Genomic DNA, 20,311 nt, shown 5'->3' with positions numbered 1-20,311 from the left:
ACCAACCCCTTTCCATTTACGACCTTAAGTTTTTCCCCGTTAAATGTAAAAATACATTTTCTAAATTAGAGTTTTTAACATTAAATAAATCGATCTTCAGATTATATTTTTGAATCAATTTCATAACTTCCCTTGTAACATTAAAGCTATCTACACATTGAATGATGATTTTTTTATCTACCAATGTGCAGGACTTCACATCTGAAATCATTTTTGTTTTATGTATAAATTCTTCTGGAATATTTGATATTACAATCTCTAAATAATTTTCCCCATATTTTTTTATTAAATTTTTTGGGGTGTCAACATCTAATATTTCACCCTTATCATAAATTGCTACACGATGGCATAACATTTCTGCCTCTTCCATATGATGAGTTGTATATATGACAGTGATTCCTAGTTCTTCTACGAGATGGCGAATACAATTAAAAATATGGTTTCTTGATTGTGGATCAATGCCCACTGTTGGTTCGTCTAAGAAAATAACTTTTGGCTTATTTAACAAACCGACCACTAAATTAATTCTTCTTTTCATACCACCTGAAAATGTATCAATTCTCTTATGTGCCCAATCCTCAAGCTGTGCGAATTGCAAGGCTTCTTTTATGCGGCTTTTTTTCCTATTTCCCTTTAATCCATATAAATCGGCATAAAAAGATAAGTTATCATATGCAGTTAAAGTCGGGTATAGCGCTAAATCTTGAGGTACTACACTCACATTTTTTTTAATCTTATTCCGTTCAGTATACAAGTCGTAGTTACATACTGTACCATGCCCTTCATCTGGCAGAGTAAGAGTAGATAAAATCGATATAAGTGTTGTCTTTCCAGCTCCATTCGGTCCTAGTAATCCTATAATTTCACCTTTACAAATATCTATGCTTAAATTCTTAATAACTGTATAATCTCCATATGATTTCTTAATGTTTCGAATGGAAATCATAGTATTTATATCAGTCATAATGTTTCCCCCTTTTTCTTGCTGTTACAATTTATTAGAAGTGACTCTTCTTTATCTCCATTAAAGCTTCAAGGTATTTATATCCATACTTTTCATCTGGTTCTAGGTATGTGCCTTCTGCCCACTCATTCCAAGCATTAATAAATAAAAAATCAGTGTCCTTACTATGTTGTAAAAGATACTTCTTAAACTTATCGGGATTAGCCCCTTTCATAATTAAAGCGCTTTCTTTTTTTCTTGGAGAGTTATCCCAATCTACAAAAGCTCCTTTATATATGTTTTCACGTTCTTTAATTTGACGGTTTAATATTCTTTTCCATACAAAATCATAACTTAAGTGAAAATCTTTTTTTTCTTGATGTAGTGAAGTTGTATTACCTATTAGTTTTTTTAAAGTGTACATAGGTTCAAACTCTATAGCAGCATCAAAAGGAAAGTCTGATTTATCTTCAAAAATTGTTAACATTTCTACAAAGTGTATCCCTTGAAACCCTTCAGATTGAGCCCATTCATTCCATAGACTCAACATTTTATTTAGGTTTGGTATAGAAGCTGGTCGGTAAATTACAAATATCGGTTTATCTTTAATATTTAAATAGTTTTTGTTTTTAAAGAATGGCAATAGATAATTAAAGTGTTCTTTCCAATCAGACTCATCCCCATATTCTTGTCGCATTAATACTTCTTGGTCTTTCCCATCCCAAGATCTTGTCCAAGATTCATTTGCCCAACATAAGCAATATGGGAAATCAATTTCCTTACATTGATTTCTCAATTCTATTGGTTTTTCTAGTAATGTTTTCCCTTTGAACCAATAGTGATAATAGCAAAAACCATCTAAACCATACTGTTTTGCTAAATTTATTTGCCACTTATGTACATCTAAATCTAACAAATTGTAATAATAATCCCTTAATGGAGCCCTAGGCTGATAGTGTCCCAGAAAACGTGGTTTTGCTTTTTTTACATTGGTCCATTCTGTAAAACCCTTTCCCCACCATAAATCGTTTTCAGGTATTTCATGAAATTGTGGTAAGTAAAAAGCAATAGTCTTCATTAGTAAGGACTTCCCCCTTCCCCATATGCAATGACTCACTTATTGATAAAAAGCAATTACACAATATAAAACTCTGCTTTTTAACATGAAACTATTTAATCTGATGTTAAATCTTGTCACAAAATAAGGCAAAAAGACCCTAATTATTGTAATTTTCACACATAAAAAACTATATTTTTAATTTTTTTTAGAAAATTATTCAAAAAAACACTTTAAATACAGTTAAGTATTGTATAGTTTTATATTATAGGAGGGGAAAAATATGTCGTTTTTTGGCGAAAAATTCACAAATTTATTGGTAAATTTAGATGTAGCAAGCCTAATTGGAAAAATAAAGCAATACCAAGGGAGATTGGAGGTCTATGAGAAGGAATTTCCATGTACATTAGAAAAGTTGCAAATATCTACTCAACTTCAACATACCAAAGATTTTGTCGCAATGTATAAAAACTTAAAAATAACAAATAAAAGGTTAAAAGAATTAATTACATATGATCTGTCGCCAAAAACAATGATTGAAGATGAAATATCTTGTTACGTTGATGCGCTATCACTCATTCATAATAACTATGAAAGGCTTACTATTGATCCAAGTACAATCTTAGAAATACATTTTCAACTTTTTAAATATGCTACTTCGGATAGTGGAACGTGGAGAAAACAGGACATCTTACTTGAAGAACATGAGCAACTTAATTTCTCATTTTATTGCTATCGCCCTTTAACAATTAAAGAAATCCCAGAAGCAGTAAAAAATTTATGTGAGGAATATAATTATTTATTAAATCAAAAAGATATTGATCCACTAATTTTAATTTGTAATTTTGTACTTAATTTTATATGTATTTTTCCTTTTGAATCTGGAAATGGAAGAATGGTACGTCTACTTATATCTTTATTACTATTACAAAGTAAACATTCACTAGTGAAATATATTTCACTAGATAAAATAATAAAAAAATACGAGAGAGATTATTATGATGCCCTATATAAATCTTCAGCAAATTGGCATTTTCAAGAGCACAATGTATCCTTTATATTAAAATGTCTATTACATATTATTCTAGAAGCATATAAAGAACTAGACGTACATATTACAAGTTACCAACTGAAAGGGAACAAAAGCTTTAAAATTAAAGAGTATATATTAAAACAAGAACTCCCTTTTACAAAAGAAGCAATACGGATGGTATTTTCAGATGTTTCACCAAGCACGATCAATAAAGCATTTGCATGTTTACAAGAAGAAAAATTAATTAAACTAATATCAAAAGGCCGTAATGCAGTTTGGACTAAAACAAAAATATAAATAATATCAAAAAATATAGGGTAATTTTTTAACATTAATAATTAAAACATACATATAAATTTATTTCACATACACAATAGATATTTCTACATAATACATAAAGAGATAATTTGTCGCTACATTATTCATACAACTATTTTTGAATTTTTTCTTTCCTTCTATACTTCCGAAAGTCTGATAACAGACTTTATAGGAAGTATTAAATATATAAAAACTACATATTCAGTTTTTATATCCCAGCTATTAGTAATAGGAACTTAGCATTTGTTCCGTTTCACCTAAAGCATTTTAATAAAAGTAAAAGAGAAAATACCTAGATTTAACTTTAATTCATTAAAAAATTCGATTTCACTTAAGTAAGTGCCCATTAATCTTGTCTCTAATAGCAATGGCTATAAATTCTTCAATAGAACTATTTGTTTCATTCGTAATTTCTTTCAAGTATTTGTATTCCTTACTTGTAAGTATGACAGACTTCGTTACTGTATTACTATCCAAATATACGCTATGATTCATTCTTGGAACAATTTTCCCTTCTATTATATAAGGCGTTAACTCCTCAATCCATTCCATTTGAATTTCTGGTGGTAATGTAATTAATGATTGACGAATCTCAAAATACCAAAATGTTTCTTCTTCTAAAATCTTTATATTTCTTGGAGATACGTACTGTAATATATTATCGATTATGTGAAAAATATTGTTTCGTAATTGCGCAGATTTAGGAAAACGAAACTTAACAAACCTTTGATGATGACTTCTAGGTTTATCCGACAGTTTATAAGCGGACTCATATCCTGCTTTTAATGCCTCACTAAGTGTCATATTAGTTCCAAATTCATCAAGAACTATAATATCACCACGTTTTGGAATAGAAATAACACGTGCCAATGTATTGCCTTTTACAAACTTTTGAAATAATACTACATTATATTTCTGCGAAAATGTATATATATGATTAGCTTGTTCTACTTGCTGAACAAGTTCACGAACATCCTCCTCCTTCACAAATTTCGTTTGTCGATTACGATGTTCTATTAAAAAATATACTAACTTTCCTTCTTCTATCCATTTTTCAAGCTGGTTCATACTAATATGATACTCTTTACTTGCTTGGTATAAAGTAATCCCCTCAATTTTACGTTCTTCTTTTACTTTTTCTACTTCTTCTCTACTAAATAAAAAACTACCATCTAAACGCCACGTATCCTTATTGATTGATGTTAGCTTTCCTTGCTTCATTAAATTATTAAAAATAAAGTGACTTATATCTAAATAATCTTTTACTTCATTTGTAGTCATAGTCATTTCATATGCGCTAATCATTCTAATTCCTCCTCACACCTCGTAATTTACATAATAATATTATGTAAATTAAAATTCATAGTATTTACATTTTAAATAAATTATAACATATATCAATATATACATTGGATTGTAATTTGCAATAATGTTTGATTTAGTTTTCTTTTAAAATTATATTTTATTAATGATTAAATCATATGACAAAAATACTGTATTTAAAATTAAATAATAACTATAGAAAATGGGAGATTTTCTATAGTTATTGCATATTAATATTTTATAAAATTTAATCTTAATATGTAATTCATTTTCTAATTGATTAAGTTATAATATTTTATATAAAAGGAATTTATAAGGAGTTGAATAACATTGAAACTTGAACTAGATAATCTTCATAGTGAGACTTCTTTAGAAAACATAGAGAAACAAAAACAAAATTTCACAAACATAATTGCATTATGGAACCATGATTATATAAATGAAGCGGAATTAAAAAAGGAAAATAATGAAAGAGAAGATTCATATACATATGAAGGGTTTTCAGATGAAGAGATATTGTACTACTACTTGAATCGACAAACACATTTTGACCAAGAAAAACGGATTAAGGATGCATCAAGAACCCTATATGCACGTGATCTAAGTCAGTTTTATTTCTTTATTAAACAAAGTGCGGAATTTCTACAGAAAGATGTAAAAGATTATAAAGTTGGTCAAGTCTGGAGAAACCTTAGAAAGCGACATATCCGTAATTATCAGAAATGGTTGTCTCAAGAGGCAATCTCCTATCAATCTAAAAATAAATACAAGCCATCTACAATTAGTAGAAAGCTTGGTGTTATTCGTTCCTATTTGAAATGGCTATATGAAATCCAATATATTCAGGACCCTCTACATGTTGAGATACTAAGTACAACTGTAAATAAACAACATAAACCTAAACGGGAGTTATCATATGAGGAAGTAAAACAGTTGCTTCATTACTACAAGGATAATGAAATCAATTACGCTTTATTGTCAGTCCTAGCTACTACAGGGTTACGTGTTGCAGAAGTCGCACATGCAAAGTGGGATGATCTTGAATATGACGCTATACGAGGACGATATTATTTAAAGGTTGATACAAAGGGAGATAATGAGCGGATTGTTTCTATTAATAAGGAAATTTTCAATCGGATTGCCGCATTTCGAATGCGGAGAAGATTACCTATAGACATTGGGAATAGAAATGGTGGAACAGTATTTCAAACTAAAAACCATACTGCTTATAGAGAGAATTATTTGTCACAATATATTTCTAAAATTATTAAAGATACGCAGCTACCCTTTACAGAGAATATCGGAATTACTCCCCACTTCTTTAGACATTTTTATGTACAGTACTTATATGATTACAAAGGATTACCACCTCATATTATCGCGGCTGCAGTAGGTCATAAAAATGATCGTACTACGAAAGAAAATTATTTGAATCAGCGATTGACGAAAGATAATGATGCCGGTAATCTAATTTTGGAAGATGAATTTTAATTTAAACGCTCTATAATTTATTAGTTTATAGGACTTAATCCTGTTATATTTAGATGTGTAATTTTTATATAATTAAAATTGATTTTTAAACCATTTTTCATGTTTATCATTACAGTTTATTCATAAATTCTCCGCCAAGTTTCTTTGATAATTTAGCCTATCTATAGGGAACCTTGTTGTGATTTGTTATAAAATACTTGCAAAAAATTCACATCAGAACTTTTTGCAAGTTAAAAGTTGATTTTATTTAGCAGTGTTAATTTATTAGTTGTAAATAATTTATAATCTATTTTTTTTGTTCTAATAACAACTATTTCTGAAAATTCAAGCTCTCTACCGACCGTTACCACTTTGGTAGTGTTCGTAATAGTATTATTTGTATTAACCTCAACGATATCCTCTAAAGAAATATTGATTATTGCGCTTTGCCATGTAATGGTTAGTTTTTCTTTTGATTTAATAATTTCTATCTCTGCCATATTGCTAGTAACTCCCTAATCTATTTGTATTTTATCTATATAATACAGTATATGTCTAGAATAGAAACCAGCCAATTTCATATATATTCACACAGCCATTGTGTAAATAGGTAATTCTAGTATAGAGGTTCTTAAAAGATAAAAATTTAGATTAAGCGCTATTAAATCTTATTTATATATATAGATTGAAATGATTCAATCCCTTTAATTTGAGTAAGATGCTATTTAGAATTTTTCATCTATCTTTATATAATTAGTACTAAAAACCTAAAAGATACTCCAGCATTCTTTTAAGGAAAGTAGCTCTAGTATTTTAATACCAGCTATACTATTTCCATTTGCATCTAGAGCGGGACCAAAAATACCAATTCCCATTTCTCCTTTTACGCAGCCGAATATTCCACCGGAAACACCACTCTTCGCGGGAATCCCTACGCGAATTGCAAATTCACCAGATTCGTTGTACATACCACATGTGACCATAAAGGTTTTACAAATTTTTGTTATATGTTTCGGAACAATTTGTTTTTTTCTATATGGATCATATCCATCCATTGCAAAAATTAAACCTATCCGTGCTAAATCAATACAGTTTACCTCAATTGCACATTGTCTTGTGTATAAATCCATTAACGCCTCCACATCTCCATGAATAATATCATTTTGCTTCATGTAGTAACAAAGAGAGCGATTTAAATACGCTGTTCCTAATTCAGAGGCGGCTACTTTTAAAGAGTAATTAATGGTAGGATTATCCGTAATATCACGCACAAAGGAAAGAATCCGTTCCATCTTCTCGTCATTACTATCCCCTGCTAGTATACTTGTAATTGCTAGTGCTCCTGCGTTAATCATTGGATTGAGTGGTTTAGAGGGGCTAGCTGTTTCTAATTTAATAATAGAATTAAATGGATCACCAGTTGGCTCCATTCCAACTTTAGAAAATACATACTCTTCGCCGCATTCTAAAAGCGCAAGTGCAAGCGTAATTACTTTTGAAATACTTTGAAGTGTAAAGAGCGTTTCTGAGTTACCGGCATGAATATAATCTGTCTCTTTATGATAAATTGCAATCCCTAAATCATCTAGATTCGCATTTCCTAGTTCTGGGATATAAGTAGCCAGTTCCCCTTTTTTTGTATATGTTTGTACTTGCTCTAACAATTGTTCTAGGTTATTTGTTTGAATGCACTGCATCACTAATACGTCCCTTTCCTCATTATTAATTGTATTCTAATTATCAAAATTCTCTATTTCCTCAACTTGATAGCTGTGTTCATAATCTGTATTTAATAAACGACCTGAATAAAAGTGCGTCTTCAGAATCCTAGAAATTGACTCCTCTGTATTTAAGTAAATATCTTTGTTAACCAATCTTTTGTTTGGTTTTTTCGTTGTTCCAGCATTCAGTATTCTTTAAATTAGGAATATTATTTGCATAGAAAATCGGATCTTTTCCAGCTTTCTTTTGTCTTATATAATCTTTGAGTGCAGAGAAAGCATATTTTCCAAGGAAAATAATTGCAATGAGATTAAAAATGGCCATAATCCCCATGAATAGATCTGCAATATCCCATACAATTTGAATTGTAGCTATAGAACCGAGCATTACCATACCAATTACTGAAATACGATATATCATTAATAATGTCTTACTACCACTTAAAAACTCAATGTTTGTTTCACCATAGTAATAGTTCCCAACGAGAGAACTAAAGGCAAATAGAAAAATTGCAACCGCTACAAAGGTAGGTGCCCATGGACCGATATGGGTTTTTAATGCTTCTTGGGTTAATTGAATTCCATTCAAGTCTGTAGAATTGTGCATATCGGATAGAAGGATCATAAATGCAGTACAACTACAAATTATTAGTGTATCAGTAAAAACACCAAGCGTTTGAATAAATCCTTGTTTAACAGGATGAGTAACATTGGCAGTCGCAGCTGCGTTTGGAGCACTTCCCATACCAGCTTCATTTGAAAATAAACCACGCTTTACTCCTAGAAGAATCGCAGCACCAAGTCCTCCGCCTACAACTTCCTTAATACCAAAAGCATGCAGCAAAATTTCTTTAAATAGATTAGGAACTTGCGTAATATTTGTAATAACCACAAATAGTGCAACACCAACATAAAGAATCGCCATAAATGGTACAATCATTTCTGCAACACGAGCAATCCGTTTTACGCCTCCAAAAATAATTAGTGCGATTAAACCAACTAGTATACAGCCGACAATTTTAGGCTCCAGATTGAATGCGCTTTCAAATGCTAACGAAACTGTATTCGCTTGAACAGCATTAAATACCAGACCAAAGCAAACTGTAATTAAAATTGAGAAAACAACTCCCATCCAACGTTTATTTAATCCTTTTTCCATATAGTAAGCTGGACCGCCTCGAAATTTATTACCATCTTTTACTTTGTATATTTGAGCAAGTGTACTTTCTACAAATGCAGAAGCTCCCCCAATTAATGCGATAAGCCACATCCAAAATATTGCACCGGGTCCGCCGGTGGAAATCGCAATTGCTACACCGGCTAAGTTTCCTGTACCAACGCGAGAAGCTGTACTCATGCAAAATGCTTGAAAAGAAGAAACTCCATTTTTTTCTTTTTGTGCTTTACGAGTTGAGGAACTTGCGCCATCACTAAGTAAGCGAATCATTTCACCAATATAGCGAAATTGTACAAACCTTGTCTTAATTGTAAAATAGCATCCAATCCCAATTAAAAGAGCAATTAGGATGTAACCCCATAAAAATTCATTTGTTATTCCAATGAATTTGTGGATGGAAGTGATTACATCTTTGATGAAATCCATATGATTACTCCCCCTTATTCTAATGAATATATTTATCTAAAAAAAACGTGAATTCAATTTGACAAAAAATAAGCGAAAACATGATCTTCAAATTTTTTTATTAGCACTCAGATACTATTTTGGTTTATATATTTTCTCTTTGTACACGAATCAGACGTCTTTTTAGAGTTACATTGTTCCAATGATTACAATTTCCCTAATGATCTTACGTAGTAGAAAATTGTTTATTTATTCCAGAAATCATCAAACCGATCAAACCACCAAGTAAGGCTATTAAAACCCATCCCATTCCTTCATTATATAAAGGAACATGTTGCATGAAAGTAAGCAACGAGTCACTAGCAAGTTCTGCTGTTTCTAATCCTTGTATTATACTAATCAGTAATGCTCCTAAAACTGATCCAACATAGACAGCCTGCTTATCTTTTATAAAACGATCAAAAAAAGCGAGGATAATTAACACTATTGCTACAGGATAGATAACAATTAGGATAGGTAGGGAAAGTTTAATTAGCATAGACAAACCAAGGTTTGATACTCCAAAGCTAAATAAGCAAATAATTAAAATGATTTTGTTATAAGAAATCTTTGGAAATAGTGTTGTGAAAAATCTCCCACATGCTGAAACGAGTCCTACAGTTGTAGTTAAACATGCGAATAACATTGTAATTCCTAATAAGGAAAGACCATATTGCCCAAATAAATGTTGTACTACATTTGTTAATAACACACTTCCGTTTTCAAATGTGCCAAATGTTTGAGAAGTAGCTCCAATATAAGCAAGTGATATATATATGATAGATAATCCAAGTGCGGCTATAAGCCCTGCTACTATAGTAGATTTAGCAATGGATTTTTTATTTGTAACACCTTTTTCTTTTATAGCGTTAATTACAATAATTCCAAATACGAGAGCAGCAAGGGCATCCATTGTTAAAAATCCTTCAATAAATCCTTTGAAAAAAGGAGCTTCCTGATATGAATCAGAGGGTGTTGAAATAGATCCAACTGGTGAAGAAATTGCTTTAACAATAATAATACTAATCATGATTAGTAACAGCGGGGTTAAATATTTTCCAATTCTATCTACCAATTTAGAGGGATTTAAAGATAGATAATACGTTATAGCGAAATATACAAGTGTGTACAGAAGTAATATATACCATTGATTTTGCATGGTGTTACTTAAAAAGGGGGAAACTGCCATTTCATATGAAACAGTGCCTGTACGAGGAATTGCGAAAAAAGGGCCAATTGCTAAATAAATGATAAGAGGAATAATAACACCACAGGCGGGGTGAATCCTACTAGCAAGGGTACTAACATTTCCACCAAAAAGGGAAATAGCAGCGATGGCTAGTAATGGAAGTCCAATACTACTCACAACAAATCCCGAAATCGATATCCAAATATTCGTTCCAGATGAATATCCTAATAATGGAGGGAATATCATATTACCTGCACCAAAAAATATTGCAAACAGCATAAGTCCAATAGGGATTGTTTCTTTAAAAGTTAACGATTGTTTCATAGAGCACTCTCCTTTTTGACGAAAAATGTCGAAATTTTAGTTTTTTTCATTATAGCATATGTTATTAGAAAATAAAGAAAAATAAAAATGGGAATAATTTCTTAATGCACTTAAAATACCGTATTAAGTGGATTAAATTATATAAATCCCCAAATTTCATAAAATCAATTAATAAAAATACACAGATATTTTAAAATTAAACATTCGTACATTGAAATTTCAATAAATAATTATCATTTTTTCCTAGAAGACTCCTTCCTCAAGGAACTCCAATGAGAAATGAATCGTGTCACTATTAGTTGAAACAGAAGTGCAAGAACTTCCAAAAACAAATTCTTACATTGAAATGGCTGTAGAACTATAAGATTTTGCCATTTTGTCAGATGGAATGACCTAGAAAATTCCGAATTTTTTCGATCATTAGAAGAGAAGTTAGCGAAAGCACAACTTATTCTTTCTAGACGAACGAAAGAATCTTCTCGCTGGAATAAATAGCGAGTAAAAGTAGCTAGAATTCATGAACATATAGAAAATACTAGAAGATATTACTTGCACAAAATCTCAACTGATAACACTAAAAATCATGATGTTATCGATATAAAGGATTTGTAAGTATTGAATATATTAAAGAATCATAGGTTAGCAAAAGCAATTAGTGAGGTATCATGGTCATAGTTTCGAGCCATGTTAGAATACAAACCCAAGTGGTACGGCAAACAAGTCATTGTCGTATTGAAAACATTTGCTTCGATCTAATTATGATCTTGTTGTGGGCATCAAAACAAAGACGTTTAAACTCTATGATACTGCCCTACTTGTCGTACACACCATGATAGGGAGATTAACGCAAGTATCAATCTAAAGAATGAAGCGATAAGGCCTCTAACCGTAAGGACTATGGAGATATCCTAAATGAATTGAAAGTGAGGATAGTTTAAAACTACTTTCTACTTTATCCCTCTCAAAATAATTAAATTCAATGAATAAAATTTAATTATAGAAAAATAATAATAAAAAAACGGACTATTATACATATTAAGAGGTGAACTCATGTCCTTAATTGAAGAAACCTTAGAAACTAAGACAGATAAAACCATTGAAAAGATCCAAACGAGTAACTTACAAAAACTTAAAGATATATTAGATAACATCTTTGATATTAGTGCAGATTTGATTGAACATCCTTTGCAATTAAAAACAAACACGAATATTTTATTATATTATTTTGAAGGCCTTACAGATGGTGTTGCATTAAAAAGCAATGTTGTTACACCATTATTACAAAACGTAAATGAAGACAGTCAAATATTTAATTCTAATATTATTGCTACTCATACCAAAATAGTATATACATGGAATGAAATTAAAGAAGGATTACTTGAGGGTCAATGTGTACTGTTTATGGAGGGAGAAAAGCGGTCACTTCTAATAAATACAAAAGGCTGGGCAGAGCGATCCATTCAAGAACCGATTTCAGAAGTTACTATTAAAGGCTCACATGATGGTTTTATTGAGAATGCCACAAAAAATATAGGCCTAATTCGTCGATATATTCCTTCTACAGAGTTAAAAATCAAAAAGCTGACGATTGGAGAACGAGCCACTTCTTCAGTCTATTTAATTTACTTAGGTGATGTAGCAAACGCAGATGTAGTCCAAGAAATAGAAACTAGAATCTGTAATATTAAAACGGATGCGGTATTGGGTATTGGAGAACTATCTAATTATACAAAAGATCAAAATTGGACTCCTTTTCCACAGTCTTATTTAAGCGAACGTCCGGACGCCATTTCAAATCATATACTTGATGGGAAAGTAGCAGTATTAGTTGATAGATCTCCTGGCGCGATGATTGTCCCAATGAATTTAATTGGATTTTTTCAGACTCCAGATGACTATAATATACATTGGCTCATTGCATCGTTTTTTCGTTTATTACGATTTGCAGGATTTATTATAGCGATTTTTTTACCCGCAATTTATATTGCTATCGTCTCTTTTCACTTTGAAATCATTCCTATAGATTTATACACTTCTATCGCAACGTCAAGAGTCAAAGTCCCTTTCTCTCCCCTACTGGAAGCATTTATAATGGAAATTACACTAGAAATGCTACGTGAAGCTGGTATTCGCTTACCACAACCAATTGGACAAACCATTGGGATTGTTGGAGGGATTGTAATTGGGCAGGCGGCTGTTCAAGCTGGTCTTGTTAGTAACGTTATGGTTATTATCGTATCTATTACAGCCATTGCTTCATTTATTGTTTCTAATTATGATTTATCAAGTTCTATACGCCTTATTCGTTTTCCAATGATGTTATTGGCTTACTTTTATGGCATTGTAGGTATTGTTAGTGGATTAATGCTCTTATTTGCTCATTTTGTTTCACTAACTTCCTATGGTTCACCATACGGATTGCCAATCGCGCCATTTCGGCTTCAAGAGTTAAAAGATTCTTTTGTAAGGTTTCCTATTTCGATGATTAGCACCCGATCGAGTACTGGACAGCCGAAACAAGAAAAGAAAAAAGAAGGTGGTTCGCATGGGGAATCTTAAATTCAAAAATATAACTTTATTCGAATTTATTATTTTCATCCATTCGCTGCAACTTGCATCTGGTATGTTAATTATGCCAAGCCCACTTGCTACTACCGCTGGCACAGATGGCTGGATTTCTATCATTCTAGGTTGGATAACTACTTCGATAATTGGCTTATTTATTATATTAATGTTACAAAAAAATCCTAACAAAAACTTCTCACAGATTTTAAAAACATACTTTGGTAAATGGCTTGGGACAATTTTTCTTCTTTTATACGCCTTTTATCTATTTTTTGCTGGCTTTAATACTTTATTAAAGGCAACTGATATTGTAAAAGTGTGGATATTCCCTTCCATTCCCACTTATCAAATCACCATATTATTATTATTGCCTTTTATTATTTTAGCCCTAAGTGGGTTAAGGGCTCTTACTAGTTATTCTATGCTTGTTTTCTTCTTCACTACTTGGATGCCATTACTTCTTCTTTTTTCATTAAAGAGTATGTATGCTCCTTTACACCTACTACCGATTTTTAAAGATGGTATATACCCTATTGTAAAAGCAACGAAAGAAACCATTACCCCTTATGCTGGTTTAGAAATTGCATATTTTATTTATCCGTTCTTACAAAAAAAACAACAAGCTATTAAGGGACTACTAATTGCGAATACTGGAACCATGTTTTTCTACCTATATGTGACTATTCTTTCTTATATATACTTTAGTCCAGAGGGGATAAAAGACGTAATTTGGCCAGTATTTCATCTGTTAAAAGGGGTTCGTTTTTCTTTCATAGAACGATTAGAAATTATATATATTGCTTACTATTTAATTGTATTTTCCACTACAATATATCCATATTTATTTTTCAGTTTTGATTCTGTGACCATTTCACTTCAAAAAAACGCTCGCAATTGGGCGCTGTTTGGTTTTATGGTATTAATAGTAGGCTTATTTATTTTTCTAAACCCCAATGTGGATCAATATTTGTTTATATATTCTCTTATGGATATCTTAAATGTCGTTTTCTTTATTCTATTACCCATCTTATTTTTCGCTTACAGTATTCTTTTTACTTGGATTACTAGGAGGAAACAACTTTGATTCGAAAATGGATATGGATTGTAATTTGTTGTGTATATATAATTGGTTGTGGTCAGAGAATTCCTCTTGAGAAGGTTTCATTAATCCTGTTAATTGGCTTGGATAGAACCCCTAATGGAGACATAAAAGTTGGAACAAGCATACCACTCTTTCATCATAAACAGTCAAAAAGTACTATAGAACATTGGACACAAGCATCAACTGTATATACTGGATTCAGTAAGATAGATACGAAGTTAACAGGCTTCATGACAGCTTCCAAAGCTGAAATCATTTTAATTGGGAAAAAATTAGCGCAAGAAGCAAATTGGTTGCAGGAGCTTGATTCTTCTTACCGTGATCCTTACGCTACCATTAATGCTAAAGTAGTACTTGTAGATGGACCTGCAGAAGAAGTTTTTAAAATTCATAAGCCTAGTAAACCATCACTTTCATCTTATATAAATGGTGTAATTGAATCGTCAATTCAAAATAACCAATCCGTCTCTTCTACAATTCAACAATTAATGAGAGAACAAAATGAAGAAGGAATGACGCAAGCCGTTCCAATTATCAAAAAAACAAATAATGAAATTGACACGATAGGAATTGCACTTTTAGATCGACAAGGAAAATTTTTAACTCGTATCCCTAAAAAAGATGTTAAGTTCTTCAATCTTATAAATAAGTCAAAAAATACAGGCCGGATGATACTACACCTTGCGCTTCCTCCTAAAAAATCCAACAAAAAAACAAACACTTCCATCTTCGTACAGAATGCGACAAGGAAGATAGATGTTAATTTTAAAAACGGGAAGTTTGTATTTAATCTAGATATAAACGCTAATGTAGCCTTAGTAGAAAAAAACAATGCGAATTTAATTAAAGAGCATTATGATAACAAAAAAAACATAAATAATTTAGAAAACGCTATCGGAAAAGAAATTAATAAGGAATTACAAAATATGTTGGATGAAATACAGCAGAATAAAATTGATCCAATCGGATTATCCCTATATGCTAGAGCATTTCAATATAAAGAGTGGAAAAAAGTAAAAAATGATTGGTTGCAAGCGTTAGCAGAGGCTAAAATAAATGTAAAGACACACGTCAAAATAAAAGATACTGGGACCATTAGAAATTAAAGGTCCTGTTGCTACGAAAATTTGAAACCAACGAGCTTTTCTTGGAGAGTGGATGCAATCGAAATGGGATTATCATACATACTTGTCGATCTAAAATTTTGTAGTACCCCCAAAACCATAATTTTCTTTTTTGGAAAATCTGAAACTTGATGATAGTATTCATAATGATGAATACTATCTTATGAAAAGAGTAATAAAATTAGAAGAACACAAGTCCGGACAACATATGGTTTATTTTAAATATGCCCCTAGTGACCGAGAAAAATTTCTTTTGGAAAAAATATTGGAGCATAGCATATGGAGCTATGAAAATGAATCCCAGCGACTTAAGGATTGTTTAAAAACCTGTAACCTATTATTTGTTAGTGGCAAAAAATAATCTTATAGGAGAGGCTAGATAAAAGTATCTTACAATGAATAAATCCATATGTAAAAAATATACAGGAATGGTGCTAATGAGAAAAAAAACTAAATATCAAACTTGGATTCGAATGAAAAGACTGATTGTATTTTTAATAAGTTCAATAATTCTTTTATTTATAACGTTATCTCCTATTACTTTCTATCTGCGAATCCTATCAGGGGTTATAGCAATACCTTTTATTTATATAACGTTTATACTTTCTTATTCTACTTACCAATTCGCAACATTCGGAGAGAATTATCAATCCAAAATACATGATTTAATTGTTAAAAAAGTGAATTGGGATGGAAAAGGAAAAATACTAGATATAGAAACAGGTAGTGGATCATTGATTATTAAGCTTGCAATGGCTTTTCCTAAATCCTTTTTAACTGGAATTGATTATTGGGGGGAAAATTGGGAATATTCACGGGATCAATGCCAACAGAATGCTGAAATAGAAGGTGTGTCTGGTAGGATTAATTTTCTAAAAGCAAGTGCCGCCGAGCTCCCCTTACAGGATAATGAATTTGATATAGTTGTAAGTTGCCTAACATTTCATGAAGTAAAAGATACGAAAAATAAAATCGAAGTAATTAAAGAGGCTTTAAGGGTATTAAAACCTGGTGGCGAATTTATCTTCTTAGATTTATTTATGGATGAAAAAATATTTGGGGATACAGAAGAGTTCTTAAATGACCTAGAGAATCTCGATATCTGTAAATTGAATAGCTGCAAGCTTGCTGAAGAAATGAAATTACCAAGGCTATTATTAAATAAAAAAGTATTGGGGAATGCAATGATTTTGAGTGGCAGAAAATAGAAGTGTACTAATTGCTTGCTAAAATAGCGAAGATTTCTTTAAATAAAGGTAATTGGTGTATTTAACAACGTGAAGTAACTCTATATTTTTTAATTATTAAGTGACCTTAGACTTATTTAAGTAATCAAACATAAATTCTTTAAAATAGTGTAGCGAAGCACTTTACATAAAAGTTAATTTTTTTTCATATTTTTTTCCGAAGCAATAGTGATACCTCATTGCTATCAAGTTACGGTTTTTTAAGACTTCTTAAGCAAAAGATTTATTTCTCTATGATTAGTAATTTTGAGAAATCAGTTTACTTTTCTTAAGTTGATAGGTATGGAATCACCATATCAACAAAGGCAATTGTACGTTAATACATATTTTAGGAACAGGTTAATTAACTCACTGTTCACTATCCATCTGGTATTGTTAAATATATTAAACCACCTCCTGATATTCGCGAGGTGGTTTATGTCTATTTATTCACAATTCTATTATATGAATTAACGGTTAATACATAGTAAAGAAGGTAGATCACGCCATATGTTGTCACAGCATACATAAATGAAATGATATCATGCTGTATGTCCATGCTAAATTGTAAGGATACAGACATTGTTAACATGCCTGCATTTAGTATTCCAATAATTAACGGAAGAAGAAATACAAATAACGTTTGTTTTGCTATCGTAGTTCGTATTTCTTTTCTATTTACACCAATTTTTCGTAAAATTTCATAACGATTTTTATCTGAATGTGCTTCTGTTAGCTGTTTGAAGTAAATAACACTTCCTGTTGCCACTAGTAAAACTAATGCTAAAGAGCTAACTACAAAGATTTTCATTCCTGTAAGTGCCTTTATTTTTTTATACTCTTCATAGAACGTACGCATATGCGTATCCTGCCCAGCTAATTTTATTACTATCTTAGAAGTTTCTTCTGTTGTTTTCTCATCTTCCACTTTATAAGCTTTATATGTGATTGGACTGACTTGTTTTGCAACAAGATTAAACATCGCATCGTCAACGACAATATATAAAAGCTCCGTTCCAGAGGCTAGTTGTATCGATTTTTTTTCGAGTTTCTCGAGTTTAAAAGTATAATTCCCCTCAGATAGCTGAATATTCACTTGTTGTCCCGTGAAATTAGAAACTGGTTGGTTAAAAAGGTATTTTTTAAATGCGATAGCTTGCTCACTAGCTAGTTTTGGTATATCCCCTAATTTTAGAACTTTGTTCATTTTATGAAATCCATTTTCTGAGATCAAGTTAACGGAAAGATCATCTTTATCTTCGAATGGTGCTGAAGTACTCCCTTTCACTTGAATAACCGGGATATCTAATTGTGCTATAATCGGATGATCTTTGTCTTTTGAAATAACCCGTTTGATTTGATTGTCAGATGTTTCGTCTTTTGAAAGATGAATATAGCTAAAAGGAGCTGTTCTATGAGCATCTTTTTCAGTAATCGAGTATTCAGAGAAACTTGCCATGAGATATGGCAGCGCTACTGTAATTAGTAATGCGATAACTGTAAGCATAAGGGCATTTCCTTTTATACGATACAACAAGTGAGATATTCCAATGATGTTAATTCCTTTATAGTAGTTCGGTTTATTGTTTTGTGCACGTTTTAGCAAATACACAGTTAAAGAACGAAATAATAAATACGTTCCAATCGCAACAAGAGGCATAGAGAGCATTGCTGCCCCGTTAAACATAAGCCAATAACTACTTACGAGTAAAATAATCGAAACTACGGCGGAAACGATAGATGCTTTCGGTACTTTCTCCCCTTTTTTATCTGCTTGGAATAATTCAATTAATTTAAAGCGATAAATTAAAAGATACGATTGAAGAGATGTAAAAATTGTAATGACCGTAAATGTAATAGTGGTAGTCATAATTGCTTCCATTGGAATACTAAAACTTACATCGACCGGAGCCCCTACGAGCTTAAGAAGCAACATGATAAACAATCTGGATAATATGATGCCTAATACGAGCCCGCATATTAAAGTGATAGCCCCAATAATTACATTTTCAAAAAACAGCATTCTTGCGATGTTTTTTTTCTCACACCAAGTAGGGAGTACATACCTAATTCTTTTTTTCGTTTTCTCGTGAAAAATACATTAGAATATCCGATGAAAACTGCTACGAATCCTATTAAAGCGAAAGAGGTTTGTGACATTGTACCTTCTATATTATTAACGGCATTTTTAATTTCTGGTGTATACAATAATGAGTTGAAAGTATAGCAAATCACGACACTAATCACCATAGAGAAAATGTAGAGAAGGTAATTGTTTAAATTGCCTTTAATATTTTTTTTCGCTAAACTAAATAACGTCACTTGTACCACCTCCAAGAATGGACAAAACATCTAATATCTTTTTGAAAAAATCTTTGCGGGAAGAATTCCCCTTTACGAGTTCGGTAAACAGCGTACCATCTTTAATAAATAAAACGCGTTTACAATAGCTAGCAGCAAAAGCATCATGTGTTACCATGAGGATGGTTGCGTTATCTTCTTGGCTTAAATTTTGTAAGCTCTCCAATAAGTCTGCTGCCGATTTTGAATCGAGTGCACCAGTCGGCTCGTCAGCTAATATTAAGCTGGGTTTAGACACCATTGCACGTGAAGTAGCTGTACGCTGTTTCTGTCCCCCTGAGATTTGATACGGGTATTTGTCTAAAATAGAACGAATACCAAAGCGCTCTGAAATCTCATTAACTCTGTTTTCTATTTCTCGTACATCCATTTTTGCCAGTGCAAGTGGCAACAATATATTATCTTTCACTGTTAACGTATCTAATAAATTATAATCTTGAAAAATGAAACCGAGTTTATCCCGCCTGAATGCAGATAATTGTTCTTCTTTCATATTTAGTATGCTCGTTCCATCAATCAAAATCTCACCGGATGTCGGCAGATCTATGGTCGCCAAAATATTTAAAAGTGTGGACTTTCCGGCACCTGAAGGTCCCATAATCCCAACAAACTCACCTTCTCGAACAGTTAAATCAATATCATGTAATGCAGTAACCGTATTTCCTTTTGCTCCATACATTTTTTTAATTTGTTTTGCGTCAACTATTAATTTCATATATATTTCCTCCATTAAAGAAGTTATTTTTTCTTTCAGGCTTTATTCTATATGATGTAACCCTTCAATAACCTTACAGTTCTGTCACCTTACAACAAATATCCCCTTTTTCTTAATTTTTCCCACTATAATGTGATATAGACGATTATGCCATCGTAATTTAATGTAGCAGTATGAACACATAACATATAACACAAATTATCATTAATATAAGATTTT

At 31.6% G+C, this 20,311-nt stretch carries 14 protein-coding genes and 2 pseudogenes; 7 read left to right on the top strand and 9 right to left on the bottom strand.

Annotated elements, in window-relative coordinates; translation table 11 throughout:
* Positions 1-16: 16 nt before the first annotated feature.
* Both MRP26_RS27640 and MRP26_RS27635 read right to left on the bottom strand, forming a co-directional pair.
* The gene (locus tag MRP26_RS27640) at positions 17-964 is read right to left on the bottom strand and encodes an ABC transporter ATP-binding protein (protein WP_242807237.1); all 948 of its coding nucleotides are present in this window, start codon (positions 962-964) and stop codon (positions 17-19) included.
* Between the two features lie 34 nt (positions 965-998).
* Complete coding sequence (locus tag MRP26_RS27635; protein ID WP_242807236.1) at positions 999-2,021, bottom strand: glycosyltransferase WbsX family protein; 1,023 nt, start codon at positions 2,019-2,021, stop codon at positions 999-1,001.
* Between the two features lie 262 nt (positions 2,022-2,283).
* Between MRP26_RS27635 and MRP26_RS27630 the strand changes: the two genes are divergently transcribed.
* Entirely contained in the window at positions 2,284-3,330 is a 1,047-nt protein-coding gene (locus MRP26_RS27630; RefSeq protein ID WP_000007498.1) for a Fic family protein, read from the top strand.
* A 348-nt stretch (positions 3,331-3,678) separates the two neighbouring features.
* On the opposite strand, the gene MRP26_RS27625 is transcribed toward MRP26_RS27630, so the two are convergent.
* Positions 3,679-4,656: a DNA-binding protein gene (locus MRP26_RS27625; protein ID WP_242807234.1), complete on the bottom strand. Its 978-nt coding sequence runs from the start codon at positions 4,654-4,656 to the stop codon at positions 3,679-3,681.
* Between the two features lie 348 nt (positions 4,657-5,004).
* Between MRP26_RS27625 and MRP26_RS27620 the strand changes: the two genes are divergently transcribed.
* Positions 5,005-6,165 carry a tyrosine-type recombinase/integrase gene (locus tag MRP26_RS27620; RefSeq protein WP_242807232.1) on the top strand — a complete coding sequence of 387 codons (1,161 nt, stop codon included), beginning with the start codon at positions 5,005-5,007 and terminating at the stop codon, positions 6,163-6,165.
* A gap of 230 nt (positions 6,166-6,395) precedes the next feature.
* On the opposite strand, the gene MRP26_RS27615 is transcribed toward MRP26_RS27620, so the two are convergent.
* From MRP26_RS27615 to brnQ, 4 genes are all read right to left on the bottom strand, one after another.
* Positions 6,396-6,644, bottom strand: coding sequence for a SunI/YnzG family protein (locus tag MRP26_RS27615; RefSeq protein ID WP_095691593.1), 249 nt, complete (start codon positions 6,642-6,644; stop codon positions 6,396-6,398).
* A gap of 267 nt (positions 6,645-6,911) precedes the next feature.
* Entirely contained in the window at positions 6,912-7,841 is a 930-nt protein-coding gene (glsA, locus tag MRP26_RS27610; protein WP_097861640.1) for a glutaminase A, read from the bottom strand.
* Between the two features lie 169 nt (positions 7,842-8,010).
* Entirely contained in the window at positions 8,011-9,468 is a 1,458-nt protein-coding gene (locus tag MRP26_RS27605; protein WP_242807230.1) for an alanine/glycine:cation symporter family protein, read from the bottom strand.
* 205 nt (positions 9,469-9,673) lie between these two features.
* Positions 9,674-10,999 carry a branched-chain amino acid transport system II carrier protein gene (brnQ, locus tag MRP26_RS27600; RefSeq protein WP_242807228.1) on the bottom strand — a complete coding sequence of 442 codons (1,326 nt, stop codon included), beginning with the start codon at positions 10,997-10,999 and terminating at the stop codon, positions 9,674-9,676.
* A 286-nt stretch (positions 11,000-11,285) separates the two neighbouring features.
* On the opposite strand from brnQ, the pseudogene MRP26_RS27595 reads away from it, so the two are divergent.
* From MRP26_RS27595 to MRP26_RS27575, 5 genes and pseudogenes are all read left to right on the top strand, one after another.
* Positions 11,286-11,911, top strand: a pseudogene (locus MRP26_RS27595) (RNA-guided endonuclease TnpB family protein); the annotation flags it as partial.
* A gap of 138 nt (positions 11,912-12,049) precedes the next feature.
* Positions 12,050-13,558, top strand: a complete 1,509-nt coding sequence (locus MRP26_RS27590) for a spore germination protein (protein WP_242807226.1) — start codon at positions 12,050-12,052, stop codon at positions 13,556-13,558.
* Entirely contained in the window at positions 13,545-14,648 is a 1,104-nt protein-coding gene (locus MRP26_RS27585; protein ID WP_242807224.1) for a GerAB/ArcD/ProY family transporter, read from the top strand. Before MRP26_RS27590 ends, MRP26_RS27585 begins: the two co-directional genes overlap by 14 nt.
* Complete coding sequence (locus tag MRP26_RS27580; RefSeq protein ID WP_242807223.1) at positions 14,645-15,772, top strand: Ger(x)C family spore germination protein; 1,128 nt, start codon at positions 14,645-14,647, stop codon at positions 15,770-15,772. The genes MRP26_RS27585 and MRP26_RS27580 overlap by 4 nt, the downstream gene beginning before the upstream one ends.
* A 455-nt stretch (positions 15,773-16,227) precedes the next feature.
* Positions 16,228-16,998 (top strand): class I SAM-dependent methyltransferase, encoded by a 771-nt coding sequence (locus MRP26_RS27575; protein WP_242807221.1) that lies wholly within the window; start codon positions 16,228-16,230, stop codon positions 16,996-16,998.
* Positions 16,999-17,458: 460 nt separating this feature from the next.
* Here MRP26_RS27575 and MRP26_RS27570 read toward each other — a convergent pair.
* Together MRP26_RS27570 and MRP26_RS27560 are read right to left on the bottom strand one after the other, a co-directional pair.
* Positions 17,459-19,338 (bottom strand): annotated as a pseudogene (locus tag MRP26_RS27570) (FtsX-like permease family protein).
* Positions 19,325-20,092 (bottom strand): ABC transporter ATP-binding protein, encoded by a 768-nt coding sequence (locus MRP26_RS27560; protein ID WP_242807215.1) that lies wholly within the window; start codon positions 20,090-20,092, stop codon positions 19,325-19,327. The pseudogene MRP26_RS27570 and the gene MRP26_RS27560 overlap by 14 nt, the downstream one beginning before the upstream one ends.
* Positions 20,093-20,311 lie beyond the last annotated feature (219 nt).

The sequence above is a fragment of the Bacillus sp. CCB-MMP212 genome (genome assembly GCF_022748145.1).
GTDB classification, from domain to species: Bacteria; Bacillota; Bacilli; order Bacillales; family Bacillaceae_G; genus Bacillus_A; species Bacillus_A cereus.
This window is presented reverse-complemented; position numbering and strand designations above follow the sequence as displayed.